This window comes from Leptothermofonsia sp. ETS-13 (genome assembly GCF_049200465.1).
Classification (GTDB): Bacteria; Cyanobacteriota; Cyanobacteriia; order Leptolyngbyales; family Leptolyngbyaceae; genus Leptothermofonsia.
Window position 1 is genome coordinate 551,369 of sequence record NZ_CP120836.1, and the last position, 17,731, is coordinate 569,099.

The window sequence follows — 17,731 nt, forward strand, 5'->3', positions numbered from 1 at the left end:
GAGTGGATGAGTGGGAGGGTAGATGATGAATGAGTAACCCCTTTAGCCATCTACTCATCGCCCCATCGCCCCATCGACACCCTCACCCCTCACCTCGTCTAGCAACTATAGCTCTACGCAGGTGCGTTAGGACATTGGAATTAGAGAGGGAGTGGGGGCTTCGCCCCCAGCCAGGGGTTCCACCCCTGCACCCCGTCCTAACCATAATGACTACCGCTATAACAACCAACGATTAAACAATTACCTAAAGCCTCCTCTCAATCGTCACAAACATTCCTGGCTGGAGGGTGGGCTCTGCGGGTGGAAGGATTACCTGTTCGCCAGGGCGTAAACCGGAGGTGATTTCAACCTCTAACAGGCCCTCTATTCCGGTCGCTATCTGGCGCTTTTGGGCTTTGTTGTTGCTGTCACGAACCCAAACAAAGGTTTCTTCTTGAGAGCGCTGGATGGCTTCAGGGTTGAGGGTAACGACATTTTTCCCCTGTGCTAACACAATTTCCACATTCACCTGGGAACCTGGAAGCAGTTTGCGGGTCGGCTTGTCTAGTTTGATCACAGCGGGAACAGTCGCCTGCTCCGATAAGCGGTTCGTTCCCTGTTTGGGCTGTTCCGGGTAAACTGCCTGGGGATAAATACTCCGAACTCTTCCAGTAAACATTTCCGGGTTTGGACCCAAAATGCTGATTCTGGCAAGCTGATTCAGCCGTACCCGTTTAGCATCTAATGTAGATAGCCGGGTTTGAACATATTCCTGGTTGGGGTCGCCCAGGGTTAGCAATTCAGTACGGAGTTCGACACCATCCCCATCTTTGACTTTGACATCCAGCACGATCGCATCAATGGGGGAGACGATGACACTGTTTTGGAGTTGTTGCAGAATTCTCTGGCGTTCCAGTTGCGTTCGCTCCAGCTCAAATTTAGACATTGCAACTGTTGACTCAGCCTCTCGTAGAGTAATTCGCGCTGTACGGACCCGGTCTTCCTGATCCTGGAATAGTTGCTGAGTAATCGCCCCCTGAGAAACCAAATCCACCAGATTCTTTAGCTTGCGTTCTTCAATGGCCAGCTTCTCCTTTGCATCCTGAACGCGCTGGCGGTTCTGCTCCAGCGTCAACTCTTGCTGGCGAATCAGCAGTTGCTGGTTTGCCAGTGCAGTCTGTCGCTCTGGATAACGCAATGTCAATAAAATCTGCCCCGTCCGCACTCGCTGACCTGGTTTCACCAGCACATTTTCGACGGCTCCTTCTGTGGGGGATTTGAGTGTTTTCTGCCCGCGCAGTTCAACGATACCGCTCTCGTTTACTGTGCTTTCGACATTGCCTTCCTCAACTGTGACCAGCGACACCGGAACCGGATCAGCCGGTCGGTTCACAATCCAGAAATAAAGGGCGGCTCCTGAGGTGCCAATTAGCGTCAAAATACCGGGAAGTAGAAACCATTGAATACTGGGTTTGAGCTTCTTCACGCTCGAAAGCTCAAGCATAGGGGGTTTATGCTCAGTCAGGTCATCCGCAGTATAGCCCAGCCAAAAGTCTGCCCGTCAAGGTAGAGAAATCTTCAACAAGTGCTCATCTCTAGATGAAATTGGGACAAATAGTAGGGAGAAAGACGTACTGTATTCCAGTGACCATCTGCCATGCTTGCCATCTAAACCCCGGTGAGAATGATAGGTTTTGGAGCCAAACGTTCTAAGACTTGCTTCAAAACCATCGCCGTCCAATCAATATCGGCTTCGCTGGTGTCACGTCCCAGGGTGAGGCGAATGCCGGATTTGGCGACGCGATCGCCGTACCCCATCGCCAGCAGAATTGGACTGGGAGTGACCTTGCCACTGTGACAGGCAGAACCAGCACTGATGCCAATTCCCGCCAGGTTCATCTGGCGCACAAATGTTTTACCCGTTAGGGTTTCTCCATCAGCATGCTGGAGGCAGAAGCTGACATGGTGTGGGAGGCGATGGACACGATCGCCGGTTGGCACTAATCCAGGCACGTCTGACAACAAATCGAACAGGCGATCGCGCAGTTGAACCAGACGGGAAGTCTCGGTAGCCATCTCCTGGGCGGCCAACTCTGCCGCCACCCCAAATCCTGCAATCACAGGAACCGCCTGAGTTCCCGACCGCAGCTTAGACTCCTGCCCACCTCCCCCCAGAATGGGGGCAATCTGAACGCCTGGACGGATGTAGAGCGCCCCTGCCCCCTGAGGACCATACATCTTGTGACTGGAGAGGGAGAGCAAATCGACGGGAAACTGTTGCACATCAACGGGCAACCGTCCGACGACCTGTACTGCATCGGTATGGAACAGGGTCCCATGCGCACGGGCGATCGCAGCGAGAGACTCAACTGGCTGCATCGTTCCGACCTCGCTCTGACCATAGATTACAGAAACCAGAGCTGTATTGGGCTGTAATGCTGCTCGCAGGTCACGAGGACATACCCGCCCCATAGAGTCCACAGGTAAACGAGTCACCTGCCAGCCCAGTTGCTCTAACCAGCGAGCTGGTTCTGCAATCGCCGAATGCTCGACACTAGAAATAATCAGGTGTTGCGGGCGATCGAACAAACGTGCTACACCCGTAATAGCCAGGTTGTCTGCTTCGGTGCCACCCGCTGTAAAGATAATCGACTCCTCTGGGGCGTTAATCAGTCGGGCAACCTGAACGCGTGCTCGCTCGACAACCGTGGCTGACCGCTGCCCCCAGGCGTGCAGACTGGAGGGATTGCCCCACTGGGCAGTCAGGACCTCCTGCATCGCTGCGATCGCTTCTGGACGAACCGGAGTAGTAGCGCTGTAATCCAGGTAAATCTGCATGGCATCGGGCATAAACGTTCTCTCTTCCAGGATAGTACCCCCCGACCATCAGCAGCCGACCTGTCAAAAAAATGCTGGAAGGAACGCAAACCGATGGCAAACCACTAAACCTTTTCGTTTTCGCCCGGTTCAATGATTCGCTGGAATAAATAGCCAGTCCCACGAGCAGTCAGTATCAGCTCTGGGTTGCTGGGGTCGTCTTCTAACTTGGCTCGCAAACGAGAAATGTGAACATCTACCACACGAGTATCCACATGACGCTCTGGTGTATAACCCCAAACTTCTTGAAGAATCTCAGAGCGAGAAAATGCCTCACCAGAACGACTAACCAACAATTCCAGTAAGCTAAATTCCATGCCGGTCAACCGAATCCGCTCATCCCCTTTGTAGACCTGACGCTTATTCGTATCAATCCGGATGTTATTGATATGGATAACACCAGAACTAGGAATGCCAGAGGTTCCCGTCTTTTCTACTCGGCGTAGAACAGAGCGAATGCGAGCCTCCAGTTCCTTAGGCGAGAACGGTTTAACCACATAATCATCTGCCCCCAACTCTAGACCCGTAATCCGGTCTGCCACATCCCCTAACGCCGTTAGCATGATAATGGGAACATCAGATTCTTTTCGTAGTTCCTGACAAACTCCATAACCGTCAAGCTTTGGCATCATTACATCCAAAACCACCAGATCAGGATCGGCATTGCGAAACGTGTCGAGGGCTTCTTCACCATCAGCCGCGGTCACTACGTCATAACCAATCATTGACAGACGAGTTTCAAGAATTCGGCGAATACTTGCTTCGTCATCAACGACAAGTATTTTTTCCTTGTGATTTTCCAATTTGATCAGGCTCCCTAAGTAATTTTTGAATGATTAATTTCTGTACCTTATCATTAAAGATAATACTTTATTTATACAGATTCAAAGCCTTAAAATTCCTATCCTGGTTGCGTTTCAAACTTTCTTAAGATTTGGGAGATCGCAATTTCCTGCTTTCTTAAGATTTGTTGGCACGACTTTTTTCCTCAACCATAAGAACGTCAAGGTTCTGATCAGAATAAATGCCTAAAACTCGATCGCACTATGTTTGTAATCAATGTGGCGCAGAGTCCTCCCAATACTTTGGAAAATGTCCTGCCTGCGGTTCCTGGAATACCCTGGAAGAGCAGGTGTTAACTCCTGCAACTCCAATGACTGCCCGTGCCTCGGTCGCCGCAGCATCTCGTAGCCGAAGCAAGTTCCAACTCCAACTTCCTCCTCAACCCAAAGCATCCCTCACCTTCAATCAGGTCGTAGATCATCCCCAAACTCGCTTCCCTTCCGGCTACAGCGAGTTGGATCGCGTGTTGGGAGGCGGAATTGTTCCTGGTTCCCTCGTACTCATTGGTGGTGACCCTGGCATCGGTAAATCTACGCTATTGTTGCAAATGGCCAATTCCCTGTCTCTTCAGTATCGAACCCTCTATGTCTGTGCGGAAGAGTCAGTCCAGCAGGTGAAACTGAGAGCCCAAAGGCTAGGAGTTGGAGCAAACACCCCTACTCCCCATTCCCCACCCCCTACCCCCACTCCTGTTAACCTGTACTTGCTTCCCGAAACCGATCTAGATGTCATCCTGGCAGAACTGGAGTCATTAAAACCTCATGTCACTGTGATTGACAGTATTCAGGCTCTCTATTTCAGTGCGCTTTCGTCAGCTCCGGGGTCGGTAGCGCAGGTGCGGGAATGTACTTCTGTGTTGATGCAGATGGCAAAACGGCAGAATATTACGCTGTTTATTGTGGGGCATGTGACGAAGGAGGGGGCGATCGCCGGTCCCAAAGTCCTTGAACATCTGGTGGATACAGTGCTCTATTTCGAAGGCGATCGCTTTGCCAGCCACCGCCTCCTGCGATCGGTCAAGAATCGGTTTGGGGCAACCCATGAGATTGGTGTGTTTGAGATGGCAGATCAGGGCTTACAGGAAGTACTGAACCCTTCAGAACTGTTTTTAGGCAACCCGGAAGAATATTCGCCTGGTAGTGCGACGATTGTTGCCTGTGAGGGGACCCGCCCGATTGTGGTTGAGTTGCAAGCTCTGGTCAGCCCCACCAGCTATAGTTCTCCACGCCGCTCCACAACAGGTATTGAATATAATCGCCTGTTACAAATTTTGGCTGTCCTGGAAAAGCGTGTGGGTATTCCCCTCTCCAAGCTAGATGCCTATGTCGCCTCCTCAGGTGGGCTAAATGTTGGGGAACCTGCGGCAGATTTGGGCGTCGCTGTTGCTATAGTTGCCAGTTTCCGCGATCGCGTCGTTGACCCACACACGGTACTGATCGGGGAGGTCGGTCTGGGTGGGCAGGTACGTCCCGTTTCTCAGATGGAATTGCGGCTTAAGGAAGCAGCCAAACTGGGTTTCAAGCAAGCCATTATTCCAAAAGGGCAATCGGTTCCAGACCTGGGAATGGAGATTACGGAGGTCTCTAGAGTGGTGGACGCGATCGCGATCGCCCTGGCCGGGCGCAGACAACAGGAAACTGAAGAATCAGGATCGGGAGAAGTTTGATGCGAGGGGGGAAACCTCAAAAGGTGAAGATGAGCGACGCTGGTCACCATCATTCCAAATTCAACAATCACTATGAGTTGGGCACTGGTATGCAGGGATATTTCAGAACGGGTGGAGTTTTGCTGGCATTCTTGGCGGCTTTCCCCTTTACACACAGCGTAGAAGCCGCCTTCAAAGGAAACCTGACCGTTCAGGTTGACGGCATCCGCAACCAACGGGGGCAGCTCTGTATCCGATTGTTCTCCCGTAGTCAAGGCTTCCCTGAAGGCAGTACCAGTGGTGCCAGGCGTCAGTGCAGCAAAATCACAGACAATCCGATGACTTTCACCTTCAATAACCTCCCCTCCGGTAACTACGCGGTAGCGGTTTTCCATGATTCTAATGGCGATGGCAAGCTCAATCGCAACTCTCTGGGAATGCCGACCGAAGGCTACGGATTTTCCAATAACCCGGTCTATTCCCGCACAGGTCCTCCTAAATATGGAGAAGCCACCTTCTTGCTGGCAGGTTCTAATACCAACGTCAGGATCCGGATGCGGTATGGAAACTAGTACCCAGCGGCATAACAACACATAGCTGTCATGAGGTCAGAGGCTTGCCCGTATAGTTCCACTTGAAAGGTTTGGCCATGGTGCGATTGAAGTAGTCGATGAAGTCAAGAATCTTGGCGCTGAGCTGAGCTTGACTAGTGAAACTGGCCCGTCGCAGCCACTTGCGCCTGAGAATGGAGAACCAGATTTGGATTGGGTTGAGCCAGGAGCAATGCTTTGGGGTGAAATATATGACCAGGCGGTGCTGTGGATTGCTCAAGAAAGCAGCCCGGGTGGCCATCGATTTCAGGATGCCGGATTTGCCTTTGCACCCTAACGGCGGTGGTTCGGGTTCCAGGGCGACCGCCAGTGGCACCAGAGCTACCGATTGGTGGGTGTTGAGACAGTCCATGACCAGATGAATTTTAGGGGCATCGGTGACTTGGGCGAGTAGGGCGTCGAGATGAGCCGCTAAATCTTGCTCGGTTCGGGTGTCGCCCACAGTCGCCTGGTCAATGCGTCCAGTGGCGACATTCAAGGTGGCAATCAGGCTTTGGGTGCCATGACGCTGGTACTCAAATTCCACCCGCACACAGCGTCCGGGTTTCATCTCAATATCCGGCATCACGCGCTCCAAGGCTTGGATGCCCGTCATTTCATCAAGACTGTAGGTCATCTCCCCACGTTCGGCCCGCGCAGCCGCATTCGTAGACCTGGCAGATGTCTTGGACTTTGGTGGCAAAGTCCGGGTCGGGGGATGAAGCCAGTAGGGACTCTGGTACGGTTTCAGTTCGGCTTCGGCTAACAAACGCCTGACAGGGCGACCACTGATCCGCGCCACAAGGCGCTTGTTTGACCAGTTCATCGGCTAACTCTGGAGGGTCCAGTGACTGATGGGGCGTCCAGAGTGCTCGGGCGGGGTACATGCGAGGGCATAGAGTTGAGTGATTTGCTCCAAGGTAAACGTGGCGGGGGCACCGGGACGGGGGGCATCGGCTAAGCGCTCCGACACTGGCAACTCACAGGTCTGTAGCGCTTGCCAGCAGCGCCGCCAACAGCGACTCATCTGCTCCCCGATGCCGAGCTCTCGAGCAATCTGACCTTGGCTGTCTCCCTGGCTGGCACGCAGAATGATCTGCGCTCGCAATGCCAGTTGTTGGGGTGTACTCGGTCGCTTCACCAACTGCTCTAGTTCGCGACGCTCGGATTCACTCACAATCAGGGCGGGAAGGGCAGGACCAGGCATCAGACTCAATTCTCCAACACCGACTCCTTCAGGATATGCCCATTTCCGCCGCGCGGTACTAGTGTTTGCAACACTATAGCTATAGCCACCAGGCTTAGGACAGGGTGCAGAGGTTCCACCCCTGGCTGGGAGCGAAGCCCCTACACCCCCTTCAAAGCTAATTTCCTGAGCAACCTGGCGACAGCTATAGTAGAGACGTTCCACGGAGTGTCCCTACAGAGAGTTAAGGGATCAGCGTACAAATAAAATCCCAAGTTGAACGGGGTGGATGGGTGGATGAAAGTGGGATGTTATTTCTCGGCGAGTCCCTAACCACTGGTTTAGCACACACCCGTCACTTATTCTGCGTTGAGGAATTCCAGGTAGGAACTGCTCAACTCTTTCACTGCGAGTTCATAGAACTGCTTACCGTGTTCTGGGGTGGCTAATGCGGGATTGGACCCCATCCGCCCATCCGGGTAGCGGCGGCGAAAATCCGTCGCAGTGTAGATGCGGTGGTCTTTAGAAACCTCTGGGCTTAAGGTCGCCTGCTTGATTGCTTCTGGATAGACGTATTGAGTCACAGCAACTTCGCTGGGTGTGGCATGGGAGCCTTCCTGATCGCCATAAAGCTCTTTTGCCAGCTTGTACACAGAGCTCCCCATATACCAGTTATTAACCTGACATCGTACCTGGTCAGCCCTGGGTAGATTCAGGTCAGCCAGCGTAGCATAAACCTCCGAAAAGGCAGCCTTCAACGTGGCTACATTGCCTCCATGCCCGTTAATGAAGAAAAACCGGGTGAAGCCTGCCCGTGCCAGGCTCGTAATGTAATCCCGGATAACCAGAATCAGGGTACTGGGTCGCAGGCTGATGCTGCCGGGAAATGCCGTGTGGTGTAGGGCCATTCCCACATTGATCGTAGGACCCACCAGTGCCTGAGTCGTGTCTCCCACCGCGCGGGCGATCGCCTCCGCGCAAATCGCATCCGTCCCAATTAGCCCTGTTGGCCCATGCTGCTCCGTTGAACCGATCGGAAAAATGATTCCCCTGGATTGCTCCAGATAAGCTTCTACCTCAAGCCAGGTGCTCAAATGCAATAACATTCCAGTCCCCTCCAATTCTGAATTTCACATCATCTTCGCAATACTCACCCTAACTGCGCTTAACAATCGCTAGAATAGTTGGTACAATCCGATACTTAAGAACGCATATTTTCAGATGCAGAATTAGCCCAGCCCGTTGCAGTTGCAGAAAAGGGAGAACACCAAGCACGATGGCTGATCTTACAGATGGCTTTAAACTATATTCTTTCCACAGATCGCTCTTGATCTGTCTAGCCTCTGAGCCAAAACATTTTTCTCTAAAATCACCTGACCATTATCCGCTCTGAGTGAGTTTCACACTGCCCTTTTTCGCATTGTCTGAATATTGTCTGAATAATGACCTCAGCAGCCGTTGTTTTTTCGCAAAAGAAGTCTTCTATAGCGGTTGACCCATTGACTCAAGGCAAGGTTTACGAGTTTTGCTCTTGGTCTACTATAAAGCCAGTTGTATCTGAAGACCTTTTTCAGGCTGAGCCAGGGGATGGTCATGGGCTTAGATAGGGATTTCTATTCTTTTATCGATGGGTCTAAGATTTCAACGCTGACTGAAGGTTTAAGAAGCGATACCTATCGGGGTGTCACATGAAGTATTTGACCAATTTTATTGCTCAGGAGAAGCAACCATGCTACACCGCAAGATCTATCAACTGTGCTGCGACGGTCGCGAAGTCTGGATCTTCTTGCGGGACCAACAGCGCTGGATAGAGCGGGCACGAATCCTTGAGATTGAAGGAGACCTGGTTACTCTGCGCTACGAAATGGAAGAAGACGATGAAATTAGTTCCTGGGAGGAAATGGTTCGTTTGGAAAGTATTGGGGCTGTGACTCAAAAACTGGCCTCTGTTCCCCGAGGAAATGCAGAACCTGTTGTGTCTGACGATTGCCCAGAAGCTGAACAAATTCCAAACAATCGTTTTCCCGACTCTACCGGGGACTAAGCGACTATCCGCAGACCTCTGATGTAGGAATGTAGGGTGGGCATTGCCCATCCTGCCCGGTTTAAGGTGAGCCCTATTCGTCTTTCGGTGAAAGTTTTAAAGTACTGGTAGTTTGCCAGCCAAATTCGGTACGGGGTTCCAAAAACACTTAGGCGTAAACGGTTTCGTCTTCTTGACGCCAGGCAGGGTCAACAATACATATGAAGACAAGTGGCTCTGTGCCCTTATTTTCGATGTACTGCCTGGCGTCAGGTGGAATGTAGATAGCATCCCCCGGTTCAACCGGATAAGTTTCTTCATTGATATGCATTTCACCTGTGCCACTGAGGATGTAGTAAACCTCAGTGGTTTTTAAGGAATGGGGAATGGAGGTCTGCCCAACTGGCACGATCGCATGGGCTAAGCTATAACGCAATTCCAATGGCTGCTTATCAGGATGCAGGAGTTCTCGCAGTAAAGTACCATCTCCTGCGACAAATTCTTCGCAGGCACTCAGTTTTCGGATTAGCATAGACACAATTTATCGATGAATACTTTCCTGCATTTCTGGCATCAAGGGTTGTCGTTTCCCTGACTCAAAATCGGGACAGTTGATTGCGGCCTCAGTCAACGCTGTAGAGGGATGAACCGTACATTTCAAATGATAGTCGCTAGTGAAAAAACGACACTCGGAGCAGGGAATTTGGTGCATCTGGCGAGAACGGGCAACGGTATCACGGGTTGCTGCCCAGAGACTCCAACCAATCAGAAATACGATTACCCAGGCGCTGACAAAACAAATCGGAACCAGTAATAGTTGGATGGTATGAATCAGAAGTTGCAACAGTTGAAACACGGCGAGTCAAAGAAGTGAAAAGGGAATGATCAATATTCAGTGTTAATCCTGGAAGGAACTCAGCGCTTTGGTAAAAAGCCTAAGAATTGCTAAGAAATATAAAATCTGTGCAATACAACTCCGAACTCTTCAATAGATTCGGCAATTTATTTAGTAGTTGATACCCGCTTAATTAGGTTATACAGGGCTTAGATTCAGCTTAGCAACTGATCAACTTTTAAGCCCCACTCCGATGAATGACTCTTTCCTCAGTCTGGGGAGCGATAGTGCGATTCGGGCACTATAGTGAAAGAGTCTAAACTTTTGCCCCGCCGCTAGAATTGGGAGGTCTTATCCTCGATGCGAGTTTCCATATCCTCCACTCCTGCTCAATCACGCCAGGTCAAACAAAGGCTGGCAAACCCGGAGGAGTCGCTTTCCTACGAATTGGGTAAAGCGGTTCAAGAGTTGCCACCCCTCTACACGCGCCTCCTGGCCGGAAGTATTAGTGCCCTGGTATTTGGGACGATCGCCTGGGCAGCGCTCAGTCAGGTAGATGAGGTTGCTCCAGCCAATGGCCAGGTTGTTGCTTCGGCAGAAGTCCGTCCATTCCGGGCATCCAGCAATGGCAGCATTAAAAAAATCAACGTCAAGGAAGGTGAGAACGTCAGTAAGGGTACCGTGTTGCTGGAAATGGATTCTGAGCTAACCCAGACCGATGTAGACCGACTGGAGAAATCAGCAGAACTCATTCGTCAGGACATTGCCCGTCTGGAAGCCGAAAGTCGGGGTGAACATAAAACTGGCGCTCCTCTCCAGGATCAGCTCCTGGAAGCTCGCCTGAGAGAGTTTGACACGAAGCAGGCAACTGCAAATGCTGAAGTGGAGCGCCAGTATGCAACTCGCCAGGAAGCGATCGCCCGCCTTTCCCGCCTACAGGAGAATCTGGTGTCCGCCAGGGACAGCCTCAAGAATGCCCAAACGCGGGAGCAGGCACTTAGCAGCCTCAAGGGCAGCGGTGCAGTGCCCCAGTTAGACTACATTCGGGCTCAGGATGAAGTGATCAACGCGCGAGACAGAGTAGTCTCAATTGAAAAGGAAATCGATGCCCAGCGTGAGCGAGTTGCTCAGGCTGAAGAGGCTTTTCAAGGAGCCAAAAGCACTGCCACTGGATTAGGTTCCCAGCGCCAGAGTGAAATTCTGACTCAACTGGCGAAGCGGAGGGAAGAACTGACCGATATTACAGGTAAACTGGCGTCAGCTAAAAAACAGCGTGACAAGGAAATCCTTGAAGCGCCCTTTGATGGTACAGTCTACAATATTAAAGCAACCAGAGGACCTGTGCAGTCTGGGGAAGAGCTACTTTCCATGCTGCCTAAAGGAGAACGGCTTGTACTGGATACTAAAGTGCTGAATCGGGATATTGGCTTTATCCGTGAAGGAATGCGAGCGAAGGTGAAGCTGGCGACATTCCCCTATCAAGAATTTGGCATTGTGGATGGAGTGGTGGAAAAAGTAAGTCCCAACGCCATTCTTGAAAAAGATGTAGGTCTTGTATTTCCTGTCAGAATCCAGCTAAATAAGCAAGCGATCAACGTTCGAGGTAAAGAAGTTGAACTCACACCTGGTATGGCAGCCACCGCCGAAATTGTTACCCGCCAGAAGTCCATCCTCACATTCCTGATTGAACCTGTTACTCGCCGCTTCAGCGAGGCATTCTCTGTGAGGTAGGGTGTTGGGTTGTTATTGGTAGCATGTAACAGATGAGTAACTGGACAAAATTAGACTGAAAAATAGTAAATTGAAGAATAGATTCGGGGGTGGAGGAGTAGAACTCCTTGCCTGGAGGCAAAGCCTGATTCCATCTTCTTATGAGGAATTAGATGAAGTTAGAGTAGATGAGTAAATAGCATGATAGGGGATATCCGAATCCTCCATCTTCAGTCACTCATCCACCCACAGCCTGCTGCCGTTTAGTTGTCCGACACCTCAATGGCTGCAAATTGTTCAGGCTTTTTTAAGCCAGCTAAACATGGCCCGCAGGTCCTTGCCCACTTCTTCAATGGGATGTTCGGCTTCACGGCGACGCATAGCGGTGAATCCGGGCTTGCCTGCCTGGTTCTCTAGCACAAATTCGCGGGCAAATTGTCCAGTTTGAATTTCATGCAGAATTTTCTTCATCTCAACGCGGGTCTGGTCGGTGACAATCCGAGGACCGCGGGTGAGGTCGCCGTATTCTGCCGTATTGGAAATGCTGTCACGCATTTTGGCAAGTCCGCCTTCCACAATCAGGTCAACGATAAGCTTCACTTCGTGCAGGCACTCGAAGTAAGCCAGTTCGGGTTGGTAACCCGCTTCTACCAGGGTTTCAAATCCAGCCTTAATGAGGGCCGTCAAGCCGCCACAGAGGACAACCTGTTCGCCAAACAGGTCCGTTTCGGTCTCTTCCCGAAAAGTGGTTTCCAGGATTCCGGCACGGGTGCCGCCAATACCTTTGGCGTAGGCCATGGCGAGATCGCGGGCTTGCCCTGTTGCGTCTTGAAACACTGCAAACAAAGCGGGAACCCCTTCCCCCTGTTCGTAGGTACGGCGAACCAGATGTCCTGGTCCTTTCGGGGCCACCATCACCACATCAATAGTGTTGGGCGGCACGATCTGGGCGAAATGAATATTAAAGCCATGGGCAAATGCCAGCGTTTTACCCTCAGTTAAATGAGGTTCAATCTCATTTTTGTACACCGTTTTTTGCACTTCATCGGGCAGCAGAATCATGATGAAATCTGCCAGTTTTGCCGCATCGTTCACACTATGTACGGTCAGCCCGGACTCCTTCGCCTTAATTGCCGACTTGCTACCCGGATACAGACCGACGATCACGTTCATGCCACTATCCTTCAAGTTAAGGGCGTGAGCGTGCCCCTGAGAACCGTAGCCGATGATGGCGATCGTCTTTCCGGCAAGCAAATCTAGATTGGCATCTGCGTCATAATACATCCGAGCCATGATTGGGTTTCTCCTTAGCAAGCGTGAAGTCCGTGCGAACTCTTCATGATACCAGAAGTAAAATCCCCCGTTCCTGGAGAGATTTTAGTTTTTTGCTTTTTCCACTTTCAGGGGAACTTCCATTACCCAGGAAGATACAGATTTCTCAATTTTTACCAGGACAGCCAATTTTTACCAGGACAGCTTAAACCTAGGTAGGGTGGGCCTTGCCTGACCTGCGTAAGGGGGTTTCTGCCACAACCCAGGAAGGTAGAGATTTGTCAATTTTCATCAGGACAGTGTCTAGTAGGGAGGGGGATGGAAGCTTACAACCTGGCTAGACTGAACATTTTTATAATCTGAGGGACTGTTTCTTGAGCGGCTTCTTCTGTGAGAAACACAGGTTATGACGTCAAAGTTATGACGTCAAAGAGTTTGAAGGATTTGTAGCGATCGCAATCCCATCTCTTAAACATCAAACCATTATTGCTATGTTAAACATCCTTACCGCAATTTTGTCTGATTCCCTAACGATTAATAATGGACCTGGTAATAATAGACCTGGTCTTCCCCCTTTTCCCTAAGTTTAAACTTTAAGGGTTTCCCCAATCCTTCCAATCTTGGGGCATACACAACATGCCAATCAGGTTGAACAGGTGATACAGGACTTCAAAGGAAATGAAACCTGATACCGGGTACTTCCCCAATAATTGCAAAGCAAAGAACCCGGAAGTTCTAGCTTACGAAAGGTTAAGTTCTGTTCCTGCCCCACCCTTCATATGTTGTAGACTGCAATGAACTTCTTCTAAAGAAATTTACAAACCTTGGAAGGAAAGCTCAAATTTAGTCTTTCTAATCCTTATTGGTAATGTGAAACGATCTTCATTGCGTTAAATGTAGTTCACCTCACCGGAAAGCAATAACAATCCTTAATTTGAGGAGTCGCTTATGAAAGCTTTGCTGCTCTGGCCTGTGATGCCCAACTCCTTCTGGTCCTACCAGGAGACGCTGGATCTGGCGGGTTTACGCTCCACAAATCCACCTCTGGGTCTGATTACTGTTGCAGCACTCCTCCCACCCCACTGGGAACTTCGCCTTGTAGACCGGAACATTCGGTTTGAAACCGATGAGGATTGGGAATGGTGCGATTTGGTCATCATTTCCTCAATGATTATTCAAAAACTAGACTTCCGGGATTTGATCCATAAAGGGCTGTCGCTGGGTAAAAAAGTTGCTGTAGGTGGTCCCTACCCCACCTCTTATCCAGAGGCGGCTCTGGAAGCAGGAGCGCACTATCTAATTCTGGATGAGGGTGAATGCACCATTCCTCTGTTTTTGGAGGCATTGGAGCGCGGCGAAGAAACTGGTATTTTTCGATCGCCCGAAAAGCCCGATGTCACCCAAATACCGATCGCTCGTTATGACCTGCTTGACCTCAACGCCTATCTGGCTGTGACGGTTCAATTCTCCCGCGGCTGTCCTTTCCAGTGCGAGTTTTGCGACATTATTAACCTTTACGGTCGCAAGCCTCGCACTAAAACACCAGAGCAAATGTTGAAGGAGTTTGAAACTCTTTACAACCTGGGCTGGCGACGCTACATCTTTGTGGTGGATGACAACTTCATTGGCAACAAGCGCAATGCCAAAGTCTTCCTGCGAGAATTGATCCCCTGGATGGAACAGCACAAATATCCCTTCAAACTGATTACAGAAGCTTCCCTTAACCTGGCCGAAGATGATGAACTGATTGAACTGATGGTGAAAGCCGGGTTTGTTCTGGTCTTCATGGGGATTGAAACACCGGATACCGATAGTTTGATTGGAATCAACAAAGTACAAAATACCCGTCAGTCCCTGATTGATTCCTGCCACAAAATCACCCGCATGGGATTGCAGATCATGTCGGGCTTTATTATGGGCTTCGACAATGAGCGCCCCGGTGCCGGACAACGCATTAAAGACTTCATTATGGAAACGGGGATCCCCCAGGGACAGTTCAGCATGTTGCAGGCCTTACAAAATACGGCCATGTGGAACCGCCTGAAGCGGGAAGGGCGGCTGATCGAAGGTCTCGCAACCTTCCACCAGGGAGCGATTATGAACTTTGTGCCAACCCGTCCGGTGGAAGAAATCACCGAGGAATACATTGAAGCATTCTGGGAAATCTACGATCCAGTCACCTATTTGGACCGCACGTTCCGCCATTTCATGATGATGAACGGCTGGCGGGGCAAGTCTGATCGTAAACTGGATCAAGAGCAATGGCGGGCGTTTAGAGCCATCATGTGGCGGCAGGGTGTCAAGCGTTCCACCCGTTTTCGCTTCTGGTGGAATTTGCTCATTATCGCGCTGTTAAAACCCAACCTGGTAGAAGAGTATCTGGCAACACTGGCGATCGGCGAACACTTCTTCAGCTATCGCTACATTGTCAGGAAACAACTCCGCCACCAATTGGAGCTACTGAAGCAGCAAAGGTTGGAAGAACTGGGCAAGGAAGTTGCTGACGACAGAGACTCTTCGGTTGCTGAACTGGAAAGATCACCTGAAGTCGCTTTGAAATAGGGACATTGCCCGTAGTGGTGGCAGAAGTTCTATTCTTTGAGGATTCAAGCTATGCTCTGATTCAAGGGGTTGGCTGATTTTCTGTCCCCCTCTTGATGGAGGTGAATCATGAAGACGCACACTACCCAGCGGCTACCCATTCCATCTCACTTCGATCCTGCCAGGGTTGGTGAGGTATGGCGGGTGCCCTATCAGCAAAGGGCCGCCGAGGCCGAAGCCTGGGCAGCGCAGTATCATATTCCACCTGCCGCGGAGGATAGGGAGCGCATCTGTTTGCTGGCCATTGATGTACAGAATACCTTTTGCATTCCCGACTTTGAACTCTTTGTGGGTGGTCGGTCGGGAATGGGAGCTGTAGAGGATAATGTGCGCCTGTGCGAGTTTATTTACCGCAATCTGGGGGAAATTACCGAGATCATCCCAACTATGGATACTCACACAGCCATGCAGATTTTTCACCCCATTTTTTGGGTGAATGAGGCTGGAGACCATCCGACTCCGGCTGCCACCATGATTACCCTGGAAGACGTGCAGCAGGGGGTATGGAAGGTGAATCCAAATATTGCTTATAGTCTGACCCAGGGTAACTATTCTGCCCTCGAACGTCACGCTTTGCACTACACCCGCCGCCTAACTGAGGATGGCAAATATCCCCTGACGATCTGGCCTTATCACTCGATGTTAGGGGGCATTGGTCATGCGCTGGTCTCTGCGGTTGAAGAAGCCATGTTTTTTCACTGCATTGCTCGCAGCAGCCAGACAAACTTTGAGATCAAGGGGAGCAATCCTTTGACTGAAAACTATTCGGTGCTGCGTCCTGAGGTGCTGGATGGGGCTGAGGGGGGGGCGATCGCCCAAAAAAATACGGTGCTGATTCAAGAAGTACTGAACTTTGACAAGGTAATTATTGCGGGTCAAGCTAAGAGCCATTGTGTCGCCTGGACTATTGATGACCTGTTGACCGAGATTCAGATGGTCGATCCCAACCTGGCACGGAAGGTTTATTTGCTAGAAGATTGCACTTCCCCAGTGGTGGTGCCCGGTGTGATTGACTTTACTGAACAGGCTGAGGTTGCATTCCAGCAGTTCGCCGATGCCGGGATGCATATTGTGAGATCAACGGATGATTTTATCTAACTTGAAGGCGTTGCTGAAAAGCAGTATGAATCGAAACGAAGTTTCGAGCATACAGCACCTATTTCATACCCAAATTCAGCAACGCCAACTTGAAAGGTGACCAACTGAGAGCTCCGACTTTTGGCTAAGCGGCGATCGCTGGGCTGAAACAGTGCAAGAGGTTGGGGGGCTACTCAAACCAGGCCAGATCCCCAACTTCTTAGCTAAAACTGTGTAAGAAGTTGAGGATTTGTTCAAAGGATTCACCTATCCTGGCAGCAAAGGGTGCGAATCTCAATAGACAATTTCTATGATTGAACTTCTGGCTGCGCTCTCTGCTTCCGCTGCTGCGGGGATGAGAATTGCTTTGCCTCTGCTGGTTATTGGGTTACTGTATGGCGGCAATCTCTGGTCAAAGGTGCCACTTCTTTCTCGCATTGCTCCACCTGTACTCCTGGGTGTATTGGTTAGCTGGTCTTTGGTAGAGGTAGTTTTGTCCAAGGATCGGTTGGGGCGGCGAGTGTTGCTGCTTGTCCAGCTTGCCTTCAGCCCTCTGGTAGGGGCTATTTTGGGAATGGCGGTTGCCCAGGCAATGGGGGCTCCTCGCTGGCTGGTTGGGTTGCTGGGAGGAGTGGGTGGCTTACTGGCATTGGTGCTGCAACTGGTGCAAGTGGGCTGGTCTTATCGTCTGAGCAACAACATTCCCCTGTGGGTGATCTTTGCCCAGGATACGCTCTGTGTTTTGCTCGTTTTGTTTGCGCTGGATGCTCCCCGGCAGGGTGGATTGATTGCTCTATTGCTACTCTGGCTAGCCATTCGCAGTTCTAAGGAATGGCACCGCTGGTATCAGGCGCAGGCTGTGCCTGGACAGAGGGGAAATCCACGGAAGTATAAGCGAGATCCGGATTAGTAATATAGCGGTAGTCCTTATGGTTAGGACGGGGTGCAGGGGTTCCACCCCTGGCTGGGGGCGAAGCCCCCACTCCCTCTCTAATTCCAATGTCCTAACGCATCCACGTAAAGCTGTAGCTGTCGCCAGATTGCTTAGGACACTGGATTTAAGGGGGGGTGGGGTTTTCACCCCTGCAACCCG

Annotated in this window: 16 protein-coding genes; 7 read left to right on the forward strand and 9 right to left on the reverse strand. The window is 50.9% G+C overall.

Annotation, left to right across the window (positions count from 1 at the left end):
- Window positions 1-244: 244 nt before the first annotated feature.
- The 3 genes from P4D80_RS02595 to rpaB all read right to left on the reverse strand — a co-directional run bounded on the left by P4D80_RS02595 (window position 245) and on the right by rpaB (window position 3,659).
- Window positions 245-1,483, reverse strand: a complete 1,239-nt coding sequence (locus P4D80_RS02595) for an efflux RND transporter periplasmic adaptor subunit (protein WP_421657292.1) — start codon at window positions 1,481-1,483, stop codon at window positions 245-247.
- Window positions 1,484-1,647: 164 nt separating this feature from the next.
- Window positions 1,648-2,829: a cysteine desulfurase family protein gene (locus tag P4D80_RS02600; RefSeq protein WP_421657293.1), complete on the reverse strand. Its 1,182-nt coding sequence runs from the start codon at window positions 2,827-2,829 to the stop codon at window positions 1,648-1,650.
- A 92-nt stretch (window positions 2,830-2,921) separates the two neighbouring features.
- A complete protein-coding gene (rpaB, locus tag P4D80_RS02605) occupies window positions 2,922-3,659 on the reverse strand; it encodes a response regulator transcription factor RpaB (protein ID WP_421657294.1) in 738 nt (245 codons plus the stop codon).
- Between the two features lie 221 nt (window positions 3,660-3,880).
- Here rpaB and radA point away from each other — a divergent pair, with 221 nt between their 5' ends.
- Both radA and P4D80_RS02615 read left to right on the forward strand, forming a co-directional pair.
- Window positions 3,881-5,365: a DNA repair protein RadA gene (gene radA, locus P4D80_RS02610; RefSeq protein WP_421657296.1), complete on the forward strand. Its 1,485-nt coding sequence runs from the start codon at window positions 3,881-3,883 to the stop codon at window positions 5,363-5,365.
- 29 nt (window positions 5,366-5,394) lie between these two features.
- Window positions 5,395-5,916, forward strand: coding sequence for a DUF2141 domain-containing protein (locus P4D80_RS02615; RefSeq protein ID WP_421657297.1), 522 nt, complete (start codon window positions 5,395-5,397; stop codon window positions 5,914-5,916).
- A gap of 28 nt (window positions 5,917-5,944) precedes the next feature.
- Here P4D80_RS02615 and P4D80_RS02620 read toward each other — a convergent pair whose 3' ends face one another.
- The 3 genes from P4D80_RS02620 to P4D80_RS02630 form a co-directional block, all read right to left on the reverse strand.
- Entirely contained in the window at window positions 5,945-6,760 is an 816-nt protein-coding gene (locus tag P4D80_RS02620) for a transposase (protein ID WP_421657298.1), read from the reverse strand.
- A 3-nt stretch (window positions 6,761-6,763) separates the two neighbouring features.
- Entirely contained in the window at window positions 6,764-7,345 is a 582-nt protein-coding gene (locus P4D80_RS02625; protein ID WP_421657299.1) for a helix-turn-helix domain-containing protein, read from the reverse strand.
- A 134-nt stretch (window positions 7,346-7,479) separates the two neighbouring features.
- Entirely contained in the window at window positions 7,480-8,226 is a 747-nt protein-coding gene (locus P4D80_RS02630) for a creatininase family protein (RefSeq protein WP_421657300.1), read from the reverse strand.
- Between the two features lie 623 nt (window positions 8,227-8,849).
- On the opposite strand from P4D80_RS02630, the gene P4D80_RS02635 reads away from it, so the two are divergent.
- Window positions 8,850-9,164: a DUF6679 family protein gene (locus P4D80_RS02635; RefSeq protein WP_421657301.1), complete on the forward strand. Its 315-nt coding sequence runs from the start codon at window positions 8,850-8,852 to the stop codon at window positions 9,162-9,164.
- A 148-nt stretch (window positions 9,165-9,312) separates the two neighbouring features.
- Here P4D80_RS02635 and P4D80_RS02640 read toward each other — a convergent pair whose 3' ends face one another.
- Together P4D80_RS02640 and P4D80_RS02645 are read right to left on the reverse strand one after the other, a co-directional pair.
- Window positions 9,313-9,675 (reverse strand): cupin domain-containing protein, encoded by a 363-nt coding sequence (locus tag P4D80_RS02640; protein ID WP_421657302.1) that lies wholly within the window; start codon window positions 9,673-9,675, stop codon window positions 9,313-9,315.
- Between the two features lie 9 nt (window positions 9,676-9,684).
- A complete protein-coding gene (locus P4D80_RS02645) occupies window positions 9,685-9,999 on the reverse strand; it encodes a hypothetical protein (RefSeq protein WP_421657303.1) in 315 nt (104 codons plus the stop codon).
- 339 nt (window positions 10,000-10,338) lie between these two features.
- Here P4D80_RS02645 and P4D80_RS02650 point away from each other — a divergent pair, with 339 nt between their 5' ends.
- Window positions 10,339-11,709, forward strand: coding sequence for an HlyD family type I secretion periplasmic adaptor subunit (locus tag P4D80_RS02650; RefSeq protein ID WP_421657304.1), 1,371 nt, complete (start codon window positions 10,339-10,341; stop codon window positions 11,707-11,709).
- Between the two features lie 276 nt (window positions 11,710-11,985).
- Here the strand turns inward: P4D80_RS02650 and ilvC are convergent, their stop codons facing one another.
- Window positions 11,986-12,981 (reverse strand): ketol-acid reductoisomerase, encoded by a 996-nt coding sequence (gene ilvC / locus P4D80_RS02655; protein ID WP_421657305.1) that lies wholly within the window; start codon window positions 12,979-12,981, stop codon window positions 11,986-11,988.
- Between the two features lie 927 nt (window positions 12,982-13,908).
- On the opposite strand from ilvC, the gene P4D80_RS02660 reads away from it, so the two are divergent.
- The 3 genes from P4D80_RS02660 (at window position 13,909) to P4D80_RS02670 (ending at window position 17,548) form a co-directional block, all read left to right on the forward strand.
- A complete protein-coding gene (locus P4D80_RS02660) occupies window positions 13,909-15,522 on the forward strand; it encodes a B12-binding domain-containing radical SAM protein (RefSeq protein WP_421657306.1) in 1,614 nt (537 codons plus the stop codon).
- Window positions 15,523-15,630: 108 nt separating this feature from the next.
- Window positions 15,631-16,659 (forward strand): isochorismatase, encoded by a 1,029-nt coding sequence (locus tag P4D80_RS02665; protein ID WP_421657307.1) that lies wholly within the window; start codon window positions 15,631-15,633, stop codon window positions 16,657-16,659.
- Window positions 16,660-16,948: 289 nt separating this feature from the next.
- Entirely contained in the window at window positions 16,949-17,548 is a 600-nt protein-coding gene (locus P4D80_RS02670) for a DUF4126 domain-containing protein (protein ID WP_421657308.1), read from the forward strand.
- Window positions 17,549-17,731 lie beyond the last annotated feature (183 nt).

Excerpts from the sequence above, each read along its gene's own strand:
- P4D80_RS02635 (WP_421657301.1), top strand. The coding sequence starts at position 8,850 with ATGCTACACCGCAAGATCTATCAACTGTGCTGCGACGGTCGCGAAGTC.
- P4D80_RS02660 (WP_421657306.1), top strand. The coding sequence starts at position 13,909 with ATGAAAGCTTTGCTGCTCTGGCCTGTGATGCCCAACTCCTTCTGGTCC.
- P4D80_RS02650 (WP_421657304.1), top strand. The coding sequence starts at position 10,339 with ATGCGAGTTTCCATATCCTCCACTCCTGCTCAATCACGCCAGGTCAAA.
- P4D80_RS02640 (WP_421657302.1), bottom strand. The coding sequence starts at position 9,675 with ATGCTAATCCGAAAACTGAGTGCCTGCGAAGAATTTGTCGCAGGAGAT.
- P4D80_RS02630 (WP_421657300.1), bottom strand. The coding sequence starts at position 8,226 with ATGTTATTGCATTTGAGCACCTGGCTTGAGGTAGAAGCTTATCTGGAG.
- radA (WP_421657296.1), top strand. The coding sequence starts at position 3,881 with ATGCCTAAAACTCGATCGCACTATGTTTGTAATCAATGTGGCGCAGAG.
- ilvC (WP_421657305.1), bottom strand. The coding sequence starts at position 12,981 with ATGGCTCGGATGTATTATGACGCAGATGCCAATCTAGATTTGCTTGCC.
- P4D80_RS02600 (WP_421657293.1), bottom strand. The coding sequence starts at position 2,829 with ATGCCCGATGCCATGCAGATTTACCTGGATTACAGCGCTACTACTCCG.
- P4D80_RS02665 (WP_421657307.1), top strand. The coding sequence starts at position 15,631 with ATGAAGACGCACACTACCCAGCGGCTACCCATTCCATCTCACTTCGAT.
- P4D80_RS02615 (WP_421657297.1), top strand. The coding sequence starts at position 5,395 with ATGAGCGACGCTGGTCACCATCATTCCAAATTCAACAATCACTATGAG.
- P4D80_RS02670 (WP_421657308.1), top strand. The coding sequence starts at position 16,949 with ATGATTGAACTTCTGGCTGCGCTCTCTGCTTCCGCTGCTGCGGGGATG.
- P4D80_RS02595 (WP_421657292.1), bottom strand. The coding sequence starts at position 1,483 with ATGCTTGAGCTTTCGAGCGTGAAGAAGCTCAAACCCAGTATTCAATGG.
- P4D80_RS02620 (WP_421657298.1), bottom strand. The coding sequence starts at position 6,760 with ATGAACTGGTCAAACAAGCGCCTTGTGGCGCGGATCAGTGGTCGCCCT.